Source organism: Legionella feeleii (assembly GCF_001467625.1).
GTDB lineage: Bacteria > Pseudomonadota > Gammaproteobacteria > Legionellales > Legionellaceae > Tatlockia > Tatlockia feeleii.
Genome location: NZ_LNYB01000028.1, coordinates 1 through 15,626 on the forward strand (window position 1 = coordinate 1; position 15,626 = coordinate 15,626).

A 15,626-nucleotide genomic window follows, 5' to 3' on the forward strand; every position below is an offset into this window, starting at 1 on the left:
TTTGAAGACGGAGTGCAGGTTGTTGAACAATCGGACTGGAAGGCCGCTTGATGATATTTTGCTCATACACCAGAATTGACAATAACTCCCTTTGTGTTCAGGCACTTCATCTTCAATATCTTCGATATAGACAACGTCCGGGTTATCGGGATCTTTATTAACCCAGTAACCGCGTATGCCAAATTGCTCGCCTGAGTGAACTTCAGTACCTTTCGCTGCGTTGGTATGCATCCTTTATCCTTAAAAGAAATATTACCGTTTAAAGATAGTATAGTTTTCGCATTAATTCCTGGGTTGATTGGTTTCTATTGTCTGATTTCATTAGCCCTCGACTGCCTGTCAAAGCAGCCTTTCCATTGCATCCTGCTCGATTTGGGTTTACCGGATAAACCAGGCGAGAGTTGCTTCCTTTGATTCGTAGTAATCCCTTAAATGGCAATACACCGGTGATTGTTATTTCCGCACATGTGGATGAGGCGTTAGGTCAGCAATGTTTGGCTTTAGGGGCGAACCCCATTTATGTAAAAGCAGTACTTCCTGCGATGTTGCGGCGAATGGTGGAGAGTGCCTTGTTGCATTAATGAAGTTGGGCGATACCGGGCGTGACTGCATCTGTTTTTTTGTTAATGAAGAGTGGTGTTCATTATCGTTTTCTATTCATAAAATAAACAATATTTTCAATGAAATTTTATGATGAATAAGGGTTGCTCTGCGTTAAATAACGCCAAAGCCACGGGTCGGGTCTTCAATTTAAGGTTGGATCGGACTTTGGTATGTATTATCGTTATCTACAGCAAATATGTCATTAATCCACTCTCTCTTTATACGCAGATCAGTACATTTACGTAATAAATTAACGACCAACGAACAGGCATTATCATATTTAGTAAATAGCGATGCTGCACCTAACATGTCACTCTCAAGTGAATCAGCACATAGATCATCTATCTCAGCCGTTTTTAATAGTTTACCTTTAGCGCTTTGTTTGGCGATATCCTCGCCGGTAAATATTTCAATGTATAATTGGTAAGGGTTGAGGTTTGGGACGGGTTGGGGTTTTTGAAAATAACTAAAAATGTTAAAAAAGGAATAATAAGACAATGGAGGTGCTGGTACTGGTGGCCTTGCCGCTGTTACCTGAATTATTTTATCGGATCTTTCCAATGCTAGCACGGGTTCCAGAGTGCTATCCGATGTTAATAAGCGGACGATAGATTTTCCTGGAGCCACACCACTATCACCATGAACTTCAACTACACTTCTCATGAATTTACCTCATTTTAAGTTATCGCTTTTTTCTTATAGCTTAAGGCTGATATCCCTAAAACACTTATTCACACACAATAAAATATTGATAAACGACCTATCTGAAGTACTGTGTTGGAAGACGGCTGTTTTGAATCCTGAATTGCGCCATTGCGCCACGATGCTTTTATAACATTGATTAGAAAAGAAGGGGAGTAGGACACAACAGAAAATCAAATTTGGCGGAGAGGCAGGGATTCGAACCCTGGGAAGGTCGCCCTTCAACGGTTTTCAAGACCGCCGCTTTCAACCGCTCAGCCACCTCTCCGACAGGGCAGAATAGTATCTTAACAGTCTGCGCTTTGCAAACGATTTTTAACCCATTTTCAATTTGTATGTCTTTTCCTTTTTACAGTTCGCAAAATCCTTATAGATGAGTATAATGTGCCACATTTGCAAGGTTGTTGTGATATGGTTTCTTTGATAATAAGTCAGGCGCTTATTAGGTAAGAGAGCTATGTCGTGATGGATTAGAGCACTCATAGTTGACAGGTGTTTTTTTATGAAACAGATTCGAGCGTTATTCCTGATAGGGCTTTTGCTTTCTTTGACTGCTTGTGCCAAGTGGTGGAATAAAGATGATGACGATAACAGTCCTTTCCAGGGCATGACTGCCAAACAGTTGTTTACCGAAGCTCAGCAGGCGATGGCTAAAGAACAATACGAGAGTGCGGCTAAGCGTTTGGAAGCCCTCGAATCCATGTATCCCTTTAGTGATTATGCTGAAAAAGCACAGATGGATTTGATCTATGCCTATTACAAGAAGCAGGATTATCCTTCTGCGGCAGCTACAGCAGAGCGTTTTATCCATCTTTACCCACGAGCCAAAAATGTGGATTACGCGTATTATATGAAAGCATTGGCGAACTTCCAGCAAACACGAGGTACCTTTGCTAACTTCCTGCCACTGGATGAATCCTGGCGCGATCCTGGCACACAAAGCCAGGCTTATGCCGATTTTGCCATTTTGATTCAAAAATTCCCGAATAGCCGTTATAAGGCAAATGCTTTGCAGCGCATGATTTATTTGCGCAATATGTTTGCCCAGCGTGAATTAAATACTTCACGTTATTATTACGATCGGAAAATGTACGTCGCTGCTGCGGAGCGTGCTAGCTATTTAGTGAAAAACTATCCACAAGCACCGAGTGTGCAACAAGCCTTGATTCTTATTTATTATTCCAATAAAGCGTTAGGTTTGAAAAAAGCGGCTGATGATGCGCTGGCTGTTTATCAGTCCACTTATCACAAACAAATGCCGGAAACTGTTGTATAGGTTTTTAACGTCGTGAGCAAATTAGGGTGTCGCTATTGTTTATTTTTTATACTTTATTTGCTCCTTCCTTCCGCCCATGCCTTAACGATAGAAGATGCTCGCTTATTGCAGAAGGAGTATCAGCAATATAAAGCTTGGGTATTGGGCCGTAATTATTTTTTTGGTACTACCGTCAAACAAGACCGCATCAAGGCCCTTGCCTGGCAATTGATCTATGTTGAGCAATTGCCTGCTTCCTATCCTGAAAAAGAAAAGCTGCTCAGTTTCTACAGCCAGGGATTATCCGTTGGGCAAAAAGAAGCAGCCAGCAAACTCTCCGCTTTGTTGCGGGCGCAACATAATTTACTGCCTCCTTTTAACGAAGACGAATTGTATCGTGTGTATATTCTCCATGAGGAAAAAATTTCCTGGCGTACCCTACAGCCTGTGTTGCCGCCTGCGAAGGTATGGAACAATTTTAATGCCTGGTTAGATTGGCTGGCAAAGACCAATAATCCTGCGTTAGCAGCAACGCTTGAGCAACGTATGCGCGATTTAATCGCTGCCAAACAATTCCCCATTGTCTATGGGCAGGTTATCGCAAAGGGGCCTGAACCCCTGACTCTGGTTGATTCAGAACTGGAAATTCTGCCGGGTGGTTTTTTCATTGGCCATCCCGACAATAAGACGATTTCTTTTGCTTTACCCGGTTATAAGTCGGCGAGTTTTGGCATCAATACCCGTTATGAAATACAGGCGATTCCACCCATTATTTTAGAACCGGAAGGGGGGACTAAACCAACCGGCGTCGTAGGGCGGGTTTTACCTTGGGGTGGTGTTGAACTGTCGAATATGTTATTACAAAGGGTAGTTGGAGAGGGTAAAGCGAGCAAGGATCCCTGGTTCAGGCCAGCGATACCTTTAACGGTAACAAATGGTGGTGAATTTTATACCACTGGTTTAAGCCCGGGACGCTACGAGCTTTTCATCAATACTGCTGGATTAAGTACTTCAAAGCAATTTAGCGTGCGTGATGGGGAAATCCGGGGCTTGTCCTTGATTGATTTACGCCAGAAAGTGGCCCATTAAGCTGGGCTACCTTCTAGTTCTACTGCGGGACTGGGCGTTGTTTTTGTTTGCTCGCTTGTTGCATTGAGTCCTGCCAGCAAATCATTAGTCAGATGACGTAATTCTCCACTGAGCAAGGTAAGGGCTGCATCACGCTGTAGGTATTCTTCTTCCAGTTCTTGGATTTCGTTAAACTCATCGATAAGGTAATCAAGGCTTTTGAGGCGTTTGAAGGTTAAATCCTGAGTCAGAGTAAATTGAATGCGCTCATTCCATACCAGGGAAATTTCAGCAACACCTAATCCTTGTGCCAAAAGTGTCAAAATTTCCTCTGCAGGTAATTCATAGCCTTTACAATTGACTCGTTTCTTTTCATTATCGAGGGAAAACAAGAGGCAATCAGAGGCTAATTGAAATGAAGGCGGAAGAAGCTCTGGATTACTAAGCCATTGAGCGAAGCGCAAGGCTAAATTTTCATTGAGGGGCAGGGGCTCAAGGTGAAGGCCGGGTAGTGATTTCCGTAATAGGGCAGTCAATTGTGAGGCTTGGTTGTTGCTGGAGGAATTAATAATCAACCGATTAGACACGGTATCCAACATGGCAAATAATCTTTTTTGGACGCAGAATGATTTCGGCAATAATTCAAACTCCAAATCTTCGGCAAGTTGCGCTTTCTCAGCTCTTTTTATAGTCCGGCCTTGCTGTGTTTCGATCGTTTGAATGCGCTCATCTAACATGCGCTTAATGACCCCTCGCGGTAAAATCCGCTCTTCTTTACCAAGGCAAATCAAGGAACAACCAGCCACTTCTTGCACCAGTTCATCAGCGTAAGCTGGTAGCCAGCCATAAATAAAGCGTGCATGGGGAGGACAGGGTTTAAGGATTTCCTCGGCCATAGAGGTCATTAAATCGGTCTGTTCTTTGAATTCGTAGTGATAAATAAGTGCGTTGTTAAACCACATGATACATCCTCGATTAGCAAAAAAGGGATGCTAACATGTTTCCAAATTGTCTGCGATTACTTAAGGCTTATAAAATGAAATTGCTTTGGATTTATGACCTGGGAGAGGGGGCGGAACTCGCAATCTGGCAGTATCGAAGTTTTTCCATTCCCCCCGCAGGGTGGGAAACCCTATAATGGCTAATAATCAGTTTGACTTGCTATTCACTAGGGCGAATTCGGGGAAGTTGGGGCAGGAGAGTATTCCTCTGGGGAATGTTGTATAGTTTCCTTCCGCTTTTGCGCCAACACGGCATTGACTTTCCTTAGTTCATTGGCGAGGGCAGTCACTTCTTGCTGGATCCTTTCTAATTTCTTTTCACTTGCCTTGATGGCGAGAGTGAATGTTGTAATTTGAGCACTTAGTTCTGGCGGGTTGTGGATTTCCTGGTGTGAACGCAGGGTAGTAATTTCCCGGCGATAGTCAGCAAGGTTTCTTTCTTCTTGTGCTTCCCGCACTCCCAGTTGCACAAACTCAGGTTCATAACTGCGATTTAATTCTTCAAGTTCTTCAAGAGTCATTTGGTATAAGGTTTTATAGAGTTGGAGAGGGGGTAGTTGTGAAAAAAAGCGCATGATGTTTTCTCTGTAGTCTTGATTGAGCGATTATATTTCAAACTGATTTTCATATAAAGGATGTGATTTTGGTATTCACAATAGGTATTGTCTTTTTACAACATGCCTGGCAGCCACTAGAGTAGGCTCACCGGGCAAGGATAGAAATACAGTATTAGTTACGCAAAGTAGGCGAACTGGAGGAGGAGAGTTCCAAATGATCTGTCTCGACTCTTTTGCGTTTTAGAGCGAGGACTGAGTTGACGATGATTAATTCATCCATAGACGCTTTTTTTTCTTCTATTAAGTCACTTAGCTGCGTTTCGTTGTTTTTAATTCGTTCTTTAATCTTTTTAATTTCAATTGATACCTTTCCTTGCTGGCTATCAGCAACAGAAAAAACACCAAAAAAACCCAGCTGTAAATAACGTTCAGCACCATTGCCGGGAAGACTGGCAAATGCTTCTTTTCTTTTTTCTGCCTCGGCTATACTTTGGCGTTCAAGTGCATCATAGCGTTCTTGCAAAGCAACCAGTTGCTCCTGATCGCCCCTGATATCTTGTTCTGTTCTCTCTATTTTGTCTTCCAGTGCTTCAAAGTGGGGGCCATAGCTGTGATTTAATGCGACAAGTTCGTGGAGGAGCATATCATTTAAGAATTCAAAGAGTTCGTCAGTTTTTTTGTCGGGGTAAAAAGGCATTAATTTCTCTTATAAAAGGTCAATGAGGGCGAAAATAATATAATTTGTTAATAACAACAGCAAGAAATTTTTACCAGTAAGCGTTAAATGCGAGCACATAGGATGTAAAATCAACAGTCTCGCGTCCAGCTACGGTAAACCATGGGCCGGCAATGATGCCTACATTGGAAGAAAAATTATATTCTATAGCGGGTGCCAGGGTGATTTTATCAACAGCCCCATGGCCTATCGTGCCAGGCTTTCCCATCGCATCATTGCCTATAATGCCTCTAAATCGAGTTTTTTGCCGATTGGCAATATAAGTTTCCATCACTGCAACCCAGTTTTGGGTTAAGGTTAATTCTGCTGCTGCATCCAAACTCACCAGATCGCCGGGTCGAATGTTGCCATCTGTGTCAGGAGTCCCGCCATAGCTACTTAAACCTTGAATGGATACAGGACTGGCATAAACGTAGGCCAGACTTAAACGCGAACGAAAATAATGAACGTCAGTCAGGTGAAAGAGATGTTGAAAATTAAGGGAAAAAACGGTTTGGTAACTGCCTAAACCGGTTGCATCAACACCATTACTGGTGGGATCCAGCTTTTTATAATTTCCTGTTGGAATAATTTCTTGCACCAAAAGGCGCAGATCTGGGCGCCAGAGTTTATCTTTTTGTTCTATTAACTGTAAGCCCAAGCCAGCAGAGGTATCACCGATGCCAGTCGAATTGGCGCCTAACAAACGGTTATAGACATAAGGCAGACCAAATTGCACATCCATTCGATCGGTTATGCCATGAGTAAATATCGGGTTTAAAACCTGACTTTGGCCGGTTGGTACATGAATTAATTTCCAATGACGACTAAAAATGCCATCATTGATAGTATCGAAACCGTAGATTTCAAGGTTAGTATGGCCATTAGGCACCGTATGCCCAGCGGGAGCTAATAAAGGGCCAGTAAACCAAGGTCCTGCAGCAGAAACTTGGGCATGGGAGAATAGAAGGGCAAGCGTGCATATTATGAAAAATCTGCGCATAAAGTCCTCTACCTTGCGATACCACAACACAGTAGTGTAGATTAGCCGACTTTTAGTGTTTCGGAAATAGCCATGAAACCTGCTGTATATCTTCATAAAACTAAACAAAATGCGTTGTTACGCGGCCATCCCTGGGTTTTTCCCAAGGCAATCAGTAAAACAACTGGCAGATTGGTGACGGGTGATTTAGTGGATGTCTTCAGTGAGGAAAAGGAATTCCTGGCAACGGGTGTTTATAATGAACATTCGCTCTATCGTGTACGTGTTCTTGCGCAAGCCAGAGAAATGAGTGATAGCAATTCATTGGCGGCGATTGTCTTACAGCGCTTAAAGCAAGCTTTAACCATTCGGCAAAGCCTTAATTTACCTAACGAAATGACAACAGCTTACCGCTTGTTTAATAGCGAGGCCGATGGTTTGTCCGGGTTAACCATCGATCGTTTTAATCAGGTTTGTGTCGTAGCCAGTTCAGCCTATTGGGTTGAGGCAAATAAGGAGATGATTAAAAAGGCTCTGGGTGAACTTTTACCCAATGATAACATTGTTTGGCTGGCACAAAAAAAACCCCTGGCCCAAGATGGTTGGAAAGAAAACACGGAAGAACCAGCCGCAGAGACTGCGCAAGTGCTTGAAGCCGGTGTTATTTATCAGGTTGATTTTTCTCAGGCACAAAAGACAGGCCTTTTTCTTGATCAGCGTGAAAATCATCAGCGTATTGCAGCGTTGGCGAAAGGCAAGAAAGTATTGGATCTATATTCCTACACAGGCGGGTTTGTCTTACATGCGGCGAAAGCGGGAGCTAGTAAAGTAACGGCTGTCGATAGTTCTGCACAAGCGATTCTCCAGGCGAAACAAAATGCAGTATTGAATAATCTTGATACGATCGAATTCATTGAAGCAGATGCGCGTGATTATTTAACCCATGCAGGTGACTATGATTTGGTCATCCTTGATCCACCAAAACTGGTTCCCTCGCAGCAACATTTACAGCGTGCTAAAAACTATTATCGCTTTTTGCACCGGGAAGTATTCAAAGCCATGCGCTCTGGCGCTTTGCTGATGACCTGTAACTGTTCATCGGCCTTATCTACCCAGGAATTTTCTGCCTTGGTGAGTAGTCAAGCTGCGGCAGTAGGAAAACAAGCTCGTATCCTTGGCATTTTTGGGCCATCGAGTTGTCATCCTACTTTGGCAGCTTTTCCAGAGGGAAATTATTTAACGGCTATTTTGCTGGCCGTAGTCTGATACCTTCAGGACTTACACAAAACGTCGATCTCTTCGTTGAAAAAAGTTTTTAATTCGGTCATTTAGTCGTGTCTAAACTCCCTCATTAAAAACTTTTTTCGCCTCGACCTCGACGTTTTTCGTAAGTCCTGTATGCCGAGTTTGTAAACATTGTAATACGTCATAAAAACTAAGTTCACAGGCTTGCAGCAGGACTAACAAGTGAAACAATAAATCCGCTGTTTCGTTCATCAGTTCGTCCCGATTATTACTCACTGCCGCAATCACGGTTTCAACCGCTTCTTCACCTACTTTTTGTGCACAGCGAGAAATGCCTGTTGCCAATAATTGGTAGGTATAACTGCTTGTTGCTTTCTTGTCTGCGCGGTCTTGAATCAGGTGAATCAAGTTAGCTAAAAAACTCAGCAGCGCTGGTGTGGCTGGTTGAAAACAGGTAACAAAACCTAAATGACAGGCAGGGCCTGCAGGGAGTACCTGCACCAATAAGCTGTCGCCATCACAATCCGTAGCAATGGATTGTAGGATCATGGTGTTTCCTGAGGTTTCACCTTTACGCCACAAGCGTTGTTTGCTGCGGCTATAAAAAGTGACTTGCTTGGTGTCCAGGGTGATTTGTAAGGCTTCCTGATTCATATAACCCAGCATGAGGACCTCAGCCGTTTGGCTATTTTGAATAACGGCCGGAATAAGGCCATTCATTTTTTGCCAATTCAGATCCCCGATTTGTAAATCGTTCATAATCTTACCTCAATGTGATTGGCAGCGAGTTGTTGCTTGACGTCAGTGATACTTAAAATGTTATCGTGAAAAACACTGGCAGCCAACGCTCCGGCAACCTCTGTGAGCAGAAAAACCTGCACGAAATCAGCTGCTTTTCCGGCACCACCTGAAGCAATCAATGGCACTTTGCATAACTGGCGAATTTGCGCTAATTGCTTCAGATCATAGCCTTCACGTACGCCATCGGCTTGCATGCAATTCAAGACAATTTCACCGGCACCACGGTCTTGGACTTCCTGAACCCAGTCGCGTGTTTTGCGTCTTGAATTTTTACTTTTACTTTCATCGCCAGTGTATTGATAGACATAAAAATCATCTTCTACCCATTGACTATCAATACCAATCACGACGCATTGACTGCCAAATTCACTGCTTAGCTGATTAATTAAGTCGGGATTTTCCAAGGCTGGACTGTTGATTGACAGTTTATCTGCCCCGGCATGCAAAATAGCTTTTGCTGTTTCCATGTTGCGGATTCCGCCTGCCACAGTAAAAGGAATATTGATTGTTGCTGCAATTTGGTTAACCCAGTTGGGACAAACACTACGCTGATCACTACTTGCTGTAATATCATAAAAAACCAGTTCATCAGCACCTTGTTTGGAGTAGCGGGTAGCCAGAGGTAAAATATCACCAATAACCCGATGATTACGGAATTTAACCCCCTTCACAACTTTATTATCATGAACATCGAGACAGGGAATAATACGTTTACTTAACATTTTTTTGCCTCGCTAAATAAGCTGCAAGTTCAAAATCACTTTCATAAAGCATGCGTCCCAGGATGGCTGCTGTTACGCCCAGGGAAGATAAAAGAGCGAGGTCATCCACGTGGCGAATGCCACCGGATGCTTGCCAGTGGAGGGTTGGAAAGCGGTTAATCGCCTCGGAATAGAGCATAAAATTCGGGCCATTCATCATTCCATCGCAAGCAATATCGGTACATAAGATTGTTTTAATGCCCAATTTTTGGTAGTGATTGACCACGTCCCACAAATTATCATCGGTGGTCGTTTGCCAGCCATGAATAGCTGGCTTTGGCATCCCTTTGTCGGTGTGGACATCTAAGGCCAAAACAATTTTATGCGCACCTAACTGGTTGATAATTTCTGCTGTAAGTTCGGGATTGGTGATCGCGATACTTCCTAAAACCAGCTTATTGATCCCTGCATTAATACAAGCGGTTGCACTTTCAAGGCTGCGAATTCCGCCACCAACCTGGACAGTTAAGGTCGGTGTTTGCATGCTTTTTATGAGTTTCAATTGCTGGATTTTTCCCGTTTTGGCACCGTCCAGATCAACGATATGCAAATGAGCCGCACCTTGCAGGGCATAGTGTTGTGCCAGCGAGACGGGAGAGTAGTCGTAAACCGATACGTCTTCAAATTGTCCTTGGCGTAAGCGTACACAACGACCTTGTTGTAAATCAATCGCAGGAATAATTAGCATGGTTCCTCCAACTGTAAAAAATTGTTGAGTAGTTTCAGTCCGGCGTCTGCTGATTTTTCCGGGTGAAATTGCATCCCGTAAATATTTTTATACTGCACAATGGCTGTAAAATCCCGGCTATATTGGCAACGAGCCAAGGCATGCTCATCACTCAGCAACGCATAACTATGGACAAAATAGACATAATCGTCAGCAGCCAAGCCTTTTGCCAGCGGAGTAGTTTTCATCCAGTGTAATTTGTTCCATCCCATGTGGGGGATAGGATGTTCCTTTGTTGGCGATAAACGTTTGATGGCACCAGGAAGCACGTTTAAACAGGGCACATCACCTTCTTCACTGTGGGCAAACAGGAGTTGCATGCCAAGGCAAATCCCTAATAAAGGCTGAGTTAGCTGCTGTAAGACTTCAATTAATTGATAGTCACGTAAGGCACGCATAGCACTTGCTGCAGCACCGACTCCAGGCAAAATAACGTGACTTGCCTGGATGAGATCTTCTGCCTGGTGTGTTAATTGATAGTTATAGCCCAAGTGTTTAATCGCATTCGTTAATGAGCTCAGGTTATTCCCGGTAATATCAATCACAGCAATCATAAAACCCCCTTGGTGGAAGGCAAGTTATTATCACATCGCATACAGGCCTGGCGTAGCGTCCGACCCAGTCCTTTGAAGCAGGCTTCTATCATGTGGTGATGGTTTTGTCCCGCCACTTTGATGTGCAAAGTAGCGCCCAAGCTGCTGGCCAGGGAGTGAAAAAAATGCGGCACCATTTCAGTGGCCATGCCCCCAACAAATTCACGTGTAAATTCACCTTCAAAAACACAATAACTACGGCCGCAAAGATCCAAAGCAACTGTAGCCAGTGCTTCATCCATAGGTAGGGTAAAGCCATAGCGGGCAATGCCCCATTTATCACCTAAAGCCTGTTTAAGCGCTTCGCCCAAGGCGATAGCGGTATCTTCAATTAAATGATGTTCATCAACTTCAATATCGCCTTCAGCGTGTACTTGCAGACCAAAACCACCGTGCTTGGCAATTTGTTCCAGCATATGACTGAAAAAACCAATCGGTGTGTGGATCTTGTTTTCTAGCTCGGCATCCAGATTGACTCGCAATTCAATCGCTGTTTCTTTGGTTTGGCGTTGAATGGCTGCTGTTCTTTCCTGTTGTAAAATGGTCTGTACAACAGCTTTCCAACCGTGGTTTATCTGAATTGGTAAAAAGTCAATCCCTAGATTTTGAGCTAACTCTTTATCGGTTTGGCGATCGCCAATGACCCAAGATTGCTTTCGATCGATCGCATTTTGTTGTAAGAAGGTATCCAGTAAGCCCGTTTTCGGTTTGCGGCAATTGCACTGATCACTGTCTCTGTGAGGGCAGATAAACACGTCGCTAAAATAAATACCTTGTGTAGCGAATAAGGAGAGAATGAAATCATGACAGCGTTGAAAAGATTGCTGCGGAAAACGGTCAGTTCCCAAGCCATCCTGATTACTAACCATTACCAGACGAAAGCCAGCCTGTTGTAAAGAGAGGAGGGCGAAGATAACATCAGCACACAAGCGAATCTTCTCTAAGGCATCCACCTGGAAATCGTCAGGCTCTTCAACCAGAGTACCATCTCGATCAATAAAGAGAATTTTTTGCATTGTTATTCTCCCTTAAACGTGTTCAATGCCATTAACAGGCGTTGATTCTGGGATTCATCGCCTACACTAATACGTAAGTAGTTTTGCAGCAGAGGAGAGCCAGCAAAATGACGGACCGCAATGTCCTGTTCAGCAAACCAGGTAACCAGCCGGGATGCGTAGGTGCTGCGTACCAATATGAAATTGGTACGGCTTGGGTAGACAATGTCTATCCAGGGTGATTGTTTCAGTTCAGCCATTAATTGGGTACGGGCATTAAGTATTTGCTGTACATTCTGAGCGAACCACTGTTGATCAGTTAACGCTTTGTTAGCCAAAGCAAGCACCACACTGGATAAGGTATAGGGGGGCATAATATTTTTCAGGGCCTGGATAACCTGGGGTTGGGCAATCACAGTCCCCAGGCGTAATCCTGCCAGGCCATAGGCTTTTGATAGTGTACGCAGCACGATCAAATTATCAAAAGAAGCAAGCAAACTTGCAGCACTGGGACATTGAGCGAAATCAATATAGGCTTCATCAACCACCACCACCGCTTTATCTTTGAAGTGTTTACAGAGGTGTGAGACAGCGTCTAAATCCAACAAATTCGCTGTTGGGTTATTGGGCTGGCAGAGCATAATAATTTTGCAATCGGGTTTCCAGTGGGATAATAGTTTTTTGAGATCCAGACTAAAGCTGTTCTCTGCATACAATGGGCAATTAATTATCTCAGCCTGCTGTAGACGGGCATAAAAAGCGTACATGGGGAAAGTGGGCGGGCATTGTAAAATACTGTCTATTCCGGCACGTAGGAATAAACGCATTACCAGCTCAATCCCATCATCGCTGCCACGAGTCAAGACCATTTGCTCACTACGGATTTGATAGTGTTCAGCGAGTTGTTCCAGCACCAATTGTTGCTGTCGAAAATCCGGGTAATGATTTACAGGAATATCCATAAACGGTATTGGTGATTCGGGTGATTCATTGGCATGTAAGCGGCAATTCAACTCATCACCATTGGGGACATAAGCTTTCATAGTGACCAGATCAGGACGAATTAAATTTAAGACTGACATATCAAGACTCCAAGGTGTTTAACCGTAATTCAATGGCTTTGGCATGGGCGTCCAAGCCTTCAATGTGAGCAAGCGTTTGTGCTGCTTCCCCCAAGGTCCTCAGTCCTTCGGCTGTAATGGACTGTACGCTTAGCGTTTTTAGGAAATCGAGAGTACAAAGGCCGCTGTGATTTCTGGCATAACCATTGGTCGGTAAAACATGGTTAGATCCGCTTAGGTAATCGCCCATCGTTTCTGCAGCCCACGGACCGAGAAAAATAGTCCCTGCAGCGCTAATCTCTGGTACCCAATTAACAGCATCAATACGATTAATAATTAAATGTTCGGGTGCATAGCGATTAATGATATCCAGTTGTTCGCTACGTTCTTCGCACACGAGAATAATGCTATGTTGTAAAGCCTGCTTAATGATGGCCTGTCTTGATAAGGCAGCGAGTTGCTGGCTAATTGATTGATTGACTTTAGCAGCAAAATCCTCACTTTCACAGAGTAAAATCACCTGTGAATCGATACCATGCTCGGCTTGTGCCAATAAATCGGCGGCGACGAAATCAGGATTAGCCTGATCATCGGCCGAGATCATCACCTCGGATGGACCAGCAGGCATATCGATTGCGGCCCCGTAGGGGTCGGCAGCCACTTGCGCTTTTGCTTCTGTTACATAGCTATTACCTGGACCAAACAGTTTATCCATTTTGGCAATTGATTCGGTGCCATAAGCCATGGCTGCAATCGCCTGGGCACCGCCAATTTGATAAATCGTGTCAATATCACAGAGACGCGCCGCCACTAAAAGATGGGGATCAATTTCTCCGCGTGCGTTGGGTGGAGTACACAAGATTTTGATTGGGCAACCTGCAATTTTGGCTGGAATTGCTTGCATAAGTAAGGAAGAAACCAGGGGTGTACTATTTCCACCAGGTACATATAAACCTACTTTATTGATGGGTCTGTGAGTACGGGCAATAGAAATCCCTTTTGCGGTTACTACTTGTCTTGCTTGTGGCATCACTGCCTGGTGGTAAGTGGTAATAGTCTGTATTGCGGCTGTTAGAGCTCGCAATGCCTGTGCGCTAATTTCTGCTTTCTTAATGGTGTCACTTGCAACTTGCAAGGTACTTAATTCGACTCGATCAAATTCCCGCGTAAAAGCAAATAAAGCGTCATCCCCTCGTTGTTGTACGGTAGCAATAATGTCTTCGACCTGTTTGCGGCAGTGATTATTGATTCGTGGTCTTGTTAGTTGTTGTTGCTTTTCTTCCAGGGATAAATTTGGCCAATAATTGATAGTTAACATCTGAGTCACTCCAGCATTTTTTCAATGGGTAGTACCAGGATTGAGCTGGCACCCAGGGATTGAATCGTTTCCAGGGTATTCCAGAAAATACCTTCACTGGAAACAACATGTACGGCTACTTTGTCAGGACTGGCTGGCAAAGGCATAATGGTCGGTGATTCCGCACCGGGAAGCTGTTCACAGATACGCTCCAGAGCCATTTTGGGTGCATGAAAAAGAATGTATTTTCGTTCACTGGCTTGTTGGACAGCCTGGATCCGCCTTTGCAACATGGCAAATAAATCGTGGAAAGAAGGATCCATAGAGTGCTCGGCTTGAATAAAAACAGCCTGGCTATGCAGCACAATTTCAACTTCAACTAATTTATTATCTTCCAGGGTTTGACCAGAGGAGACCAGGTCACAAATGACATCGGCCATTCCCATACGGGGAGCTACTTCAACTGAACCTGACAAAACAAGACTTTCGGCACAGATTTGTTCTTTCGCTAAATATTGCGCTAACAGCAGGGGATAACTGGTAGCAATACGTTTACCATCCAAGCTGCCTGGACCATGATAGTCAAACGTTTCGGGTACCGCAATGGATAATCGGCAACGGCAATTCCCTAAGGTTAAAATGGTTTGATAGGATTTATTCGTTGCACTTAGAGCGGCTTCCAACAAAACATTCTCGCCAACAATGCCGCCATCACAGAGGCCGTCAAAAACGAGGGTGGGGATATCATCGTCACGGACAAAAAGCAGATCAATGGGAAAGTTATCAACGTGGGCAAGGAGACCATTCTCTTTAATACGAAATTTTAAACCACACTTCTGCAACAAACTTAGGGATTCTTGCGCCAAGCGCCCTTTTTTCTGCAAGGCTATACGTAAACGTTTTTTCACGACTGCTCCAAGCGTTCAGCAATTAAGGAATAGCCGCCACTGCCAAAACTTAGGCAACGGGCGACACGAGTTATCGTTGTTACACTGACTCCTGTCTGCTCATGAATACTGCGGTAGGGAACTCCTTGCCGCAACATCGGAACAACTTCCCAGCGATCCACCATGGCCTCAAGTTCAGCGGGTGTGCATAAATCCGTAAAGAAGGCTAAAGCCTCATCCGCATTGTTTAGCAGACTAATCGCATGCATGAGTTGATGAGTAGCTTGTTGTTTGTTGCTATGATGTGCTTTCATAATAATGTATTAGCGTAATATAACATTGTTACAGTGTATTGATTTCATTCTCCGCTGTCAAA

19 protein-coding genes and 1 tRNA gene are annotated in these 15,626 nt (G+C 44.0%); 4 read left to right on the forward strand and 16 right to left on the reverse strand.

Annotated features, from left to right (window positions below):
* The coding region (locus tag Lfee_RS04570) for a hypothetical protein (RefSeq protein ID WP_156413360.1) at nucleotides 1–231 on the reverse strand (231 nt) is incomplete at its 3' end.
* A 170-nt stretch (nucleotides 232–401) separates the two neighbouring features.
* On the opposite strand from Lfee_RS04570, the gene Lfee_RS17595 reads away from it, so the two are divergent.
* Entirely contained in the window at nucleotides 402–581 is a 180-nt protein-coding gene (locus Lfee_RS17595; protein WP_058444345.1) for a response regulator, read from the forward strand.
* 169 nt (nucleotides 582–750) lie between these two features.
* Here Lfee_RS17595 and Lfee_RS04585 read toward each other — a convergent pair whose 3' ends face one another.
* Both Lfee_RS04585 and Lfee_RS04590 read right to left on the reverse strand, forming a co-directional pair.
* Complete coding sequence (locus tag Lfee_RS04585; RefSeq protein ID WP_058444347.1) at nucleotides 751–1,266, reverse strand: hypothetical protein; 516 nt, start codon at nucleotides 1,264–1,266, stop codon at nucleotides 751–753.
* A gap of 219 nt (nucleotides 1,267–1,485) precedes the next feature.
* Nucleotides 1,486–1,573: transfer RNA gene (locus Lfee_RS04590), tRNA-Ser, on the reverse strand.
* A 234-nt stretch (nucleotides 1,574–1,807) separates the two neighbouring features.
* Here Lfee_RS04590 and Lfee_RS04595 point away from each other — a divergent pair.
* Nucleotides 1,808–2,581 carry an outer membrane protein assembly factor BamD gene (locus tag Lfee_RS04595; protein WP_058444349.1) on the forward strand — a complete coding sequence of 258 codons (774 nt, stop codon included), beginning with the start codon at nucleotides 1,808–1,810 and terminating at the stop codon, nucleotides 2,579–2,581.
* Nucleotides 2,582–2,593: 12 nt separating this feature from the next.
* Complete coding sequence (locus Lfee_RS04600; protein WP_058444351.1) at nucleotides 2,594–3,649, forward strand: hypothetical protein; 1,056 nt, start codon at nucleotides 2,594–2,596, stop codon at nucleotides 3,647–3,649.
* On the opposite strand, the gene Lfee_RS04605 is transcribed toward Lfee_RS04600, so the two are convergent.
* The 4 genes from Lfee_RS04605 to Lfee_RS04620 all read right to left on the reverse strand — a co-directional run bounded on the left by Lfee_RS04605 (nucleotide 3,646) and on the right by Lfee_RS04620 (nucleotide 6,904).
* Nucleotides 3,646–4,590, reverse strand: a complete 945-nt coding sequence (locus tag Lfee_RS04605) for a recombination-associated protein RdgC (RefSeq protein WP_058444353.1) — start codon at nucleotides 4,588–4,590, stop codon at nucleotides 3,646–3,648. The genes Lfee_RS04600 and Lfee_RS04605 overlap by 4 nt on opposite strands.
* A gap of 206 nt (nucleotides 4,591–4,796) precedes the next feature.
* Nucleotides 4,797–5,204, reverse strand: coding sequence for a hypothetical protein (locus tag Lfee_RS04610; RefSeq protein ID WP_058444355.1), 408 nt, complete (start codon nucleotides 5,202–5,204; stop codon nucleotides 4,797–4,799).
* Between the two features lie 154 nt (nucleotides 5,205–5,358).
* Complete coding sequence (locus tag Lfee_RS04615; RefSeq protein WP_058444356.1) at nucleotides 5,359–5,883, reverse strand: hypothetical protein; 525 nt, start codon at nucleotides 5,881–5,883, stop codon at nucleotides 5,359–5,361.
* A gap of 70 nt (nucleotides 5,884–5,953) precedes the next feature.
* Entirely contained in the window at nucleotides 5,954–6,904 is a 951-nt protein-coding gene (locus Lfee_RS04620) for a hypothetical protein (RefSeq protein ID WP_058444358.1), read from the reverse strand.
* A 72-nt stretch (nucleotides 6,905–6,976) separates the two neighbouring features.
* Here Lfee_RS04620 and Lfee_RS04625 point away from each other — a divergent pair, with 72 nt between their 5' ends.
* Nucleotides 6,977–8,149 carry a class I SAM-dependent rRNA methyltransferase gene (locus Lfee_RS04625; protein ID WP_058444360.1) on the forward strand — a complete coding sequence of 391 codons (1,173 nt, stop codon included), beginning with the start codon at nucleotides 6,977–6,979 and terminating at the stop codon, nucleotides 8,147–8,149.
* A gap of 72 nt (nucleotides 8,150–8,221) precedes the next feature.
* Here Lfee_RS04625 and hisIE read toward each other — a convergent pair whose 3' ends face one another.
* The 9 genes from hisIE to Lfee_RS04670 are packed head-to-tail and all read right to left on the reverse strand — an operon-like array spanning nucleotide 8,222 to nucleotide 15,564.
* Nucleotides 8,222–8,887, reverse strand: coding sequence for a bifunctional phosphoribosyl-AMP cyclohydrolase/phosphoribosyl-ATP diphosphatase HisIE (gene hisIE, locus Lfee_RS04630; RefSeq protein ID WP_058444362.1), 666 nt, complete (start codon nucleotides 8,885–8,887; stop codon nucleotides 8,222–8,224).
* Nucleotides 8,884–9,651 (reverse strand): imidazole glycerol phosphate synthase subunit HisF, encoded by a 768-nt coding sequence (gene hisF / locus Lfee_RS04635; RefSeq protein WP_058444364.1) that lies wholly within the window; start codon nucleotides 9,649–9,651, stop codon nucleotides 8,884–8,886. The genes hisIE and hisF overlap by 4 nt, the downstream gene beginning before the upstream one ends.
* Nucleotides 9,641–10,378: a 1-(5-phosphoribosyl)-5-[(5-phosphoribosylamino)methylideneamino]imidazole-4-carboxamide isomerase gene (gene hisA, locus Lfee_RS04640; RefSeq protein WP_058444366.1), complete on the reverse strand. Its 738-nt coding sequence runs from the start codon at nucleotides 10,376–10,378 to the stop codon at nucleotides 9,641–9,643. The genes hisF and hisA overlap by 11 nt, the downstream gene beginning before the upstream one ends.
* A complete protein-coding gene (gene hisH, locus Lfee_RS04645; RefSeq protein ID WP_058444368.1) occupies nucleotides 10,372–10,971 on the reverse strand; it encodes an imidazole glycerol phosphate synthase subunit HisH in 600 nt (199 codons plus the stop codon). The genes hisA and hisH overlap by 7 nt, the downstream gene beginning before the upstream one ends.
* Nucleotides 10,968–12,026, reverse strand: coding sequence for a bifunctional histidinol-phosphatase/imidazoleglycerol-phosphate dehydratase HisB (hisB, locus tag Lfee_RS04650; protein WP_058444370.1), 1,059 nt, complete (start codon nucleotides 12,024–12,026; stop codon nucleotides 10,968–10,970). The genes hisH and hisB overlap by 4 nt, the downstream gene beginning before the upstream one ends.
* Before the next feature lie 2 nt (nucleotides 12,027–12,028).
* Entirely contained in the window at nucleotides 12,029–13,087 is a 1,059-nt protein-coding gene (gene hisC, locus Lfee_RS04655) for a histidinol-phosphate transaminase (protein WP_058444372.1), read from the reverse strand.
* Nucleotide 13,088: 1 nt separating this feature from the next.
* Nucleotides 13,089–14,384 (reverse strand): histidinol dehydrogenase, encoded by a 1,296-nt coding sequence (gene hisD, locus Lfee_RS04660; RefSeq protein ID WP_058444373.1) that lies wholly within the window; start codon nucleotides 14,382–14,384, stop codon nucleotides 13,089–13,091.
* Nucleotides 14,385–14,389: 5 nt separating this feature from the next.
* Entirely contained in the window at nucleotides 14,390–15,271 is an 882-nt protein-coding gene (hisG, locus tag Lfee_RS04665; protein ID WP_058444375.1) for an ATP phosphoribosyltransferase, read from the reverse strand.
* Nucleotides 15,268–15,564, reverse strand: coding sequence for a YerC/YecD family TrpR-related protein (locus Lfee_RS04670; RefSeq protein ID WP_058444378.1), 297 nt, complete (start codon nucleotides 15,562–15,564; stop codon nucleotides 15,268–15,270). Before Lfee_RS04670 ends, hisG begins: the two co-directional genes overlap by 4 nt.
* Nucleotides 15,565–15,626 lie beyond the last annotated feature (62 nt).

Excerpts from the sequence above, each read along its gene's own strand:
- Lfee_RS04605 (WP_058444353.1), bottom strand. The coding sequence starts at position 4,590 with ATGTGGTTTAACAACGCACTTATTTATCACTACGAATTCAAAGAACAG.
- hisC (WP_058444372.1), bottom strand. The coding sequence starts at position 13,087 with ATGTCAGTCTTAAATTTAATTCGTCCTGATCTGGTCACTATGAAAGCT.
- hisA (WP_058444366.1), bottom strand. The coding sequence starts at position 10,378 with ATGCTAATTATTCCTGCGATTGATTTACAACAAGGTCGTTGTGTACGC.
- hisH (WP_058444368.1), bottom strand. The coding sequence starts at position 10,971 with ATGATTGCTGTGATTGATATTACCGGGAATAACCTGAGCTCATTAACG.
- Lfee_RS04610 (WP_058444355.1), bottom strand. The coding sequence starts at position 5,204 with ATGCGCTTTTTTTCACAACTACCCCCTCTCCAACTCTATAAAACCTTA.
- hisB (WP_058444370.1), bottom strand. The coding sequence starts at position 12,026 with ATGCAAAAAATTCTCTTTATTGATCGAGATGGTACTCTGGTTGAAGAG.
- hisIE (WP_058444362.1), bottom strand. The coding sequence starts at position 8,887 with ATGAACGATTTACAAATCGGGGATCTGAATTGGCAAAAAATGAATGGC.
- Lfee_RS04585 (WP_058444347.1), bottom strand. The coding sequence starts at position 1,266 with ATGAGAAGTGTAGTTGAAGTTCATGGTGATAGTGGTGTGGCTCCAGGA.
- Lfee_RS04595 (WP_058444349.1), top strand. The coding sequence starts at position 1,808 with ATGAAACAGATTCGAGCGTTATTCCTGATAGGGCTTTTGCTTTCTTTG.
- Lfee_RS04620 (WP_058444358.1), bottom strand. The coding sequence starts at position 6,904 with ATGCGCAGATTTTTCATAATATGCACGCTTGCCCTTCTATTCTCCCAT.
- hisD (WP_058444373.1), bottom strand. The coding sequence starts at position 14,384 with ATGTTAACTATCAATTATTGGCCAAATTTATCCCTGGAAGAAAAGCAA.
- hisF (WP_058444364.1), bottom strand. The coding sequence starts at position 9,651 with ATGTTAAGTAAACGTATTATTCCCTGTCTCGATGTTCATGATAATAAA.
- Lfee_RS04625 (WP_058444360.1), top strand. The coding sequence starts at position 6,977 with ATGAAACCTGCTGTATATCTTCATAAAACTAAACAAAATGCGTTGTTA.
- Lfee_RS04670 (WP_058444378.1), bottom strand. The coding sequence starts at position 15,564 with ATGAAAGCACATCATAGCAACAAACAACAAGCTACTCATCAACTCATG.
- Lfee_RS04615 (WP_058444356.1), bottom strand. The coding sequence starts at position 5,883 with ATGCCTTTTTACCCCGACAAAAAAACTGACGAACTCTTTGAATTCTTA.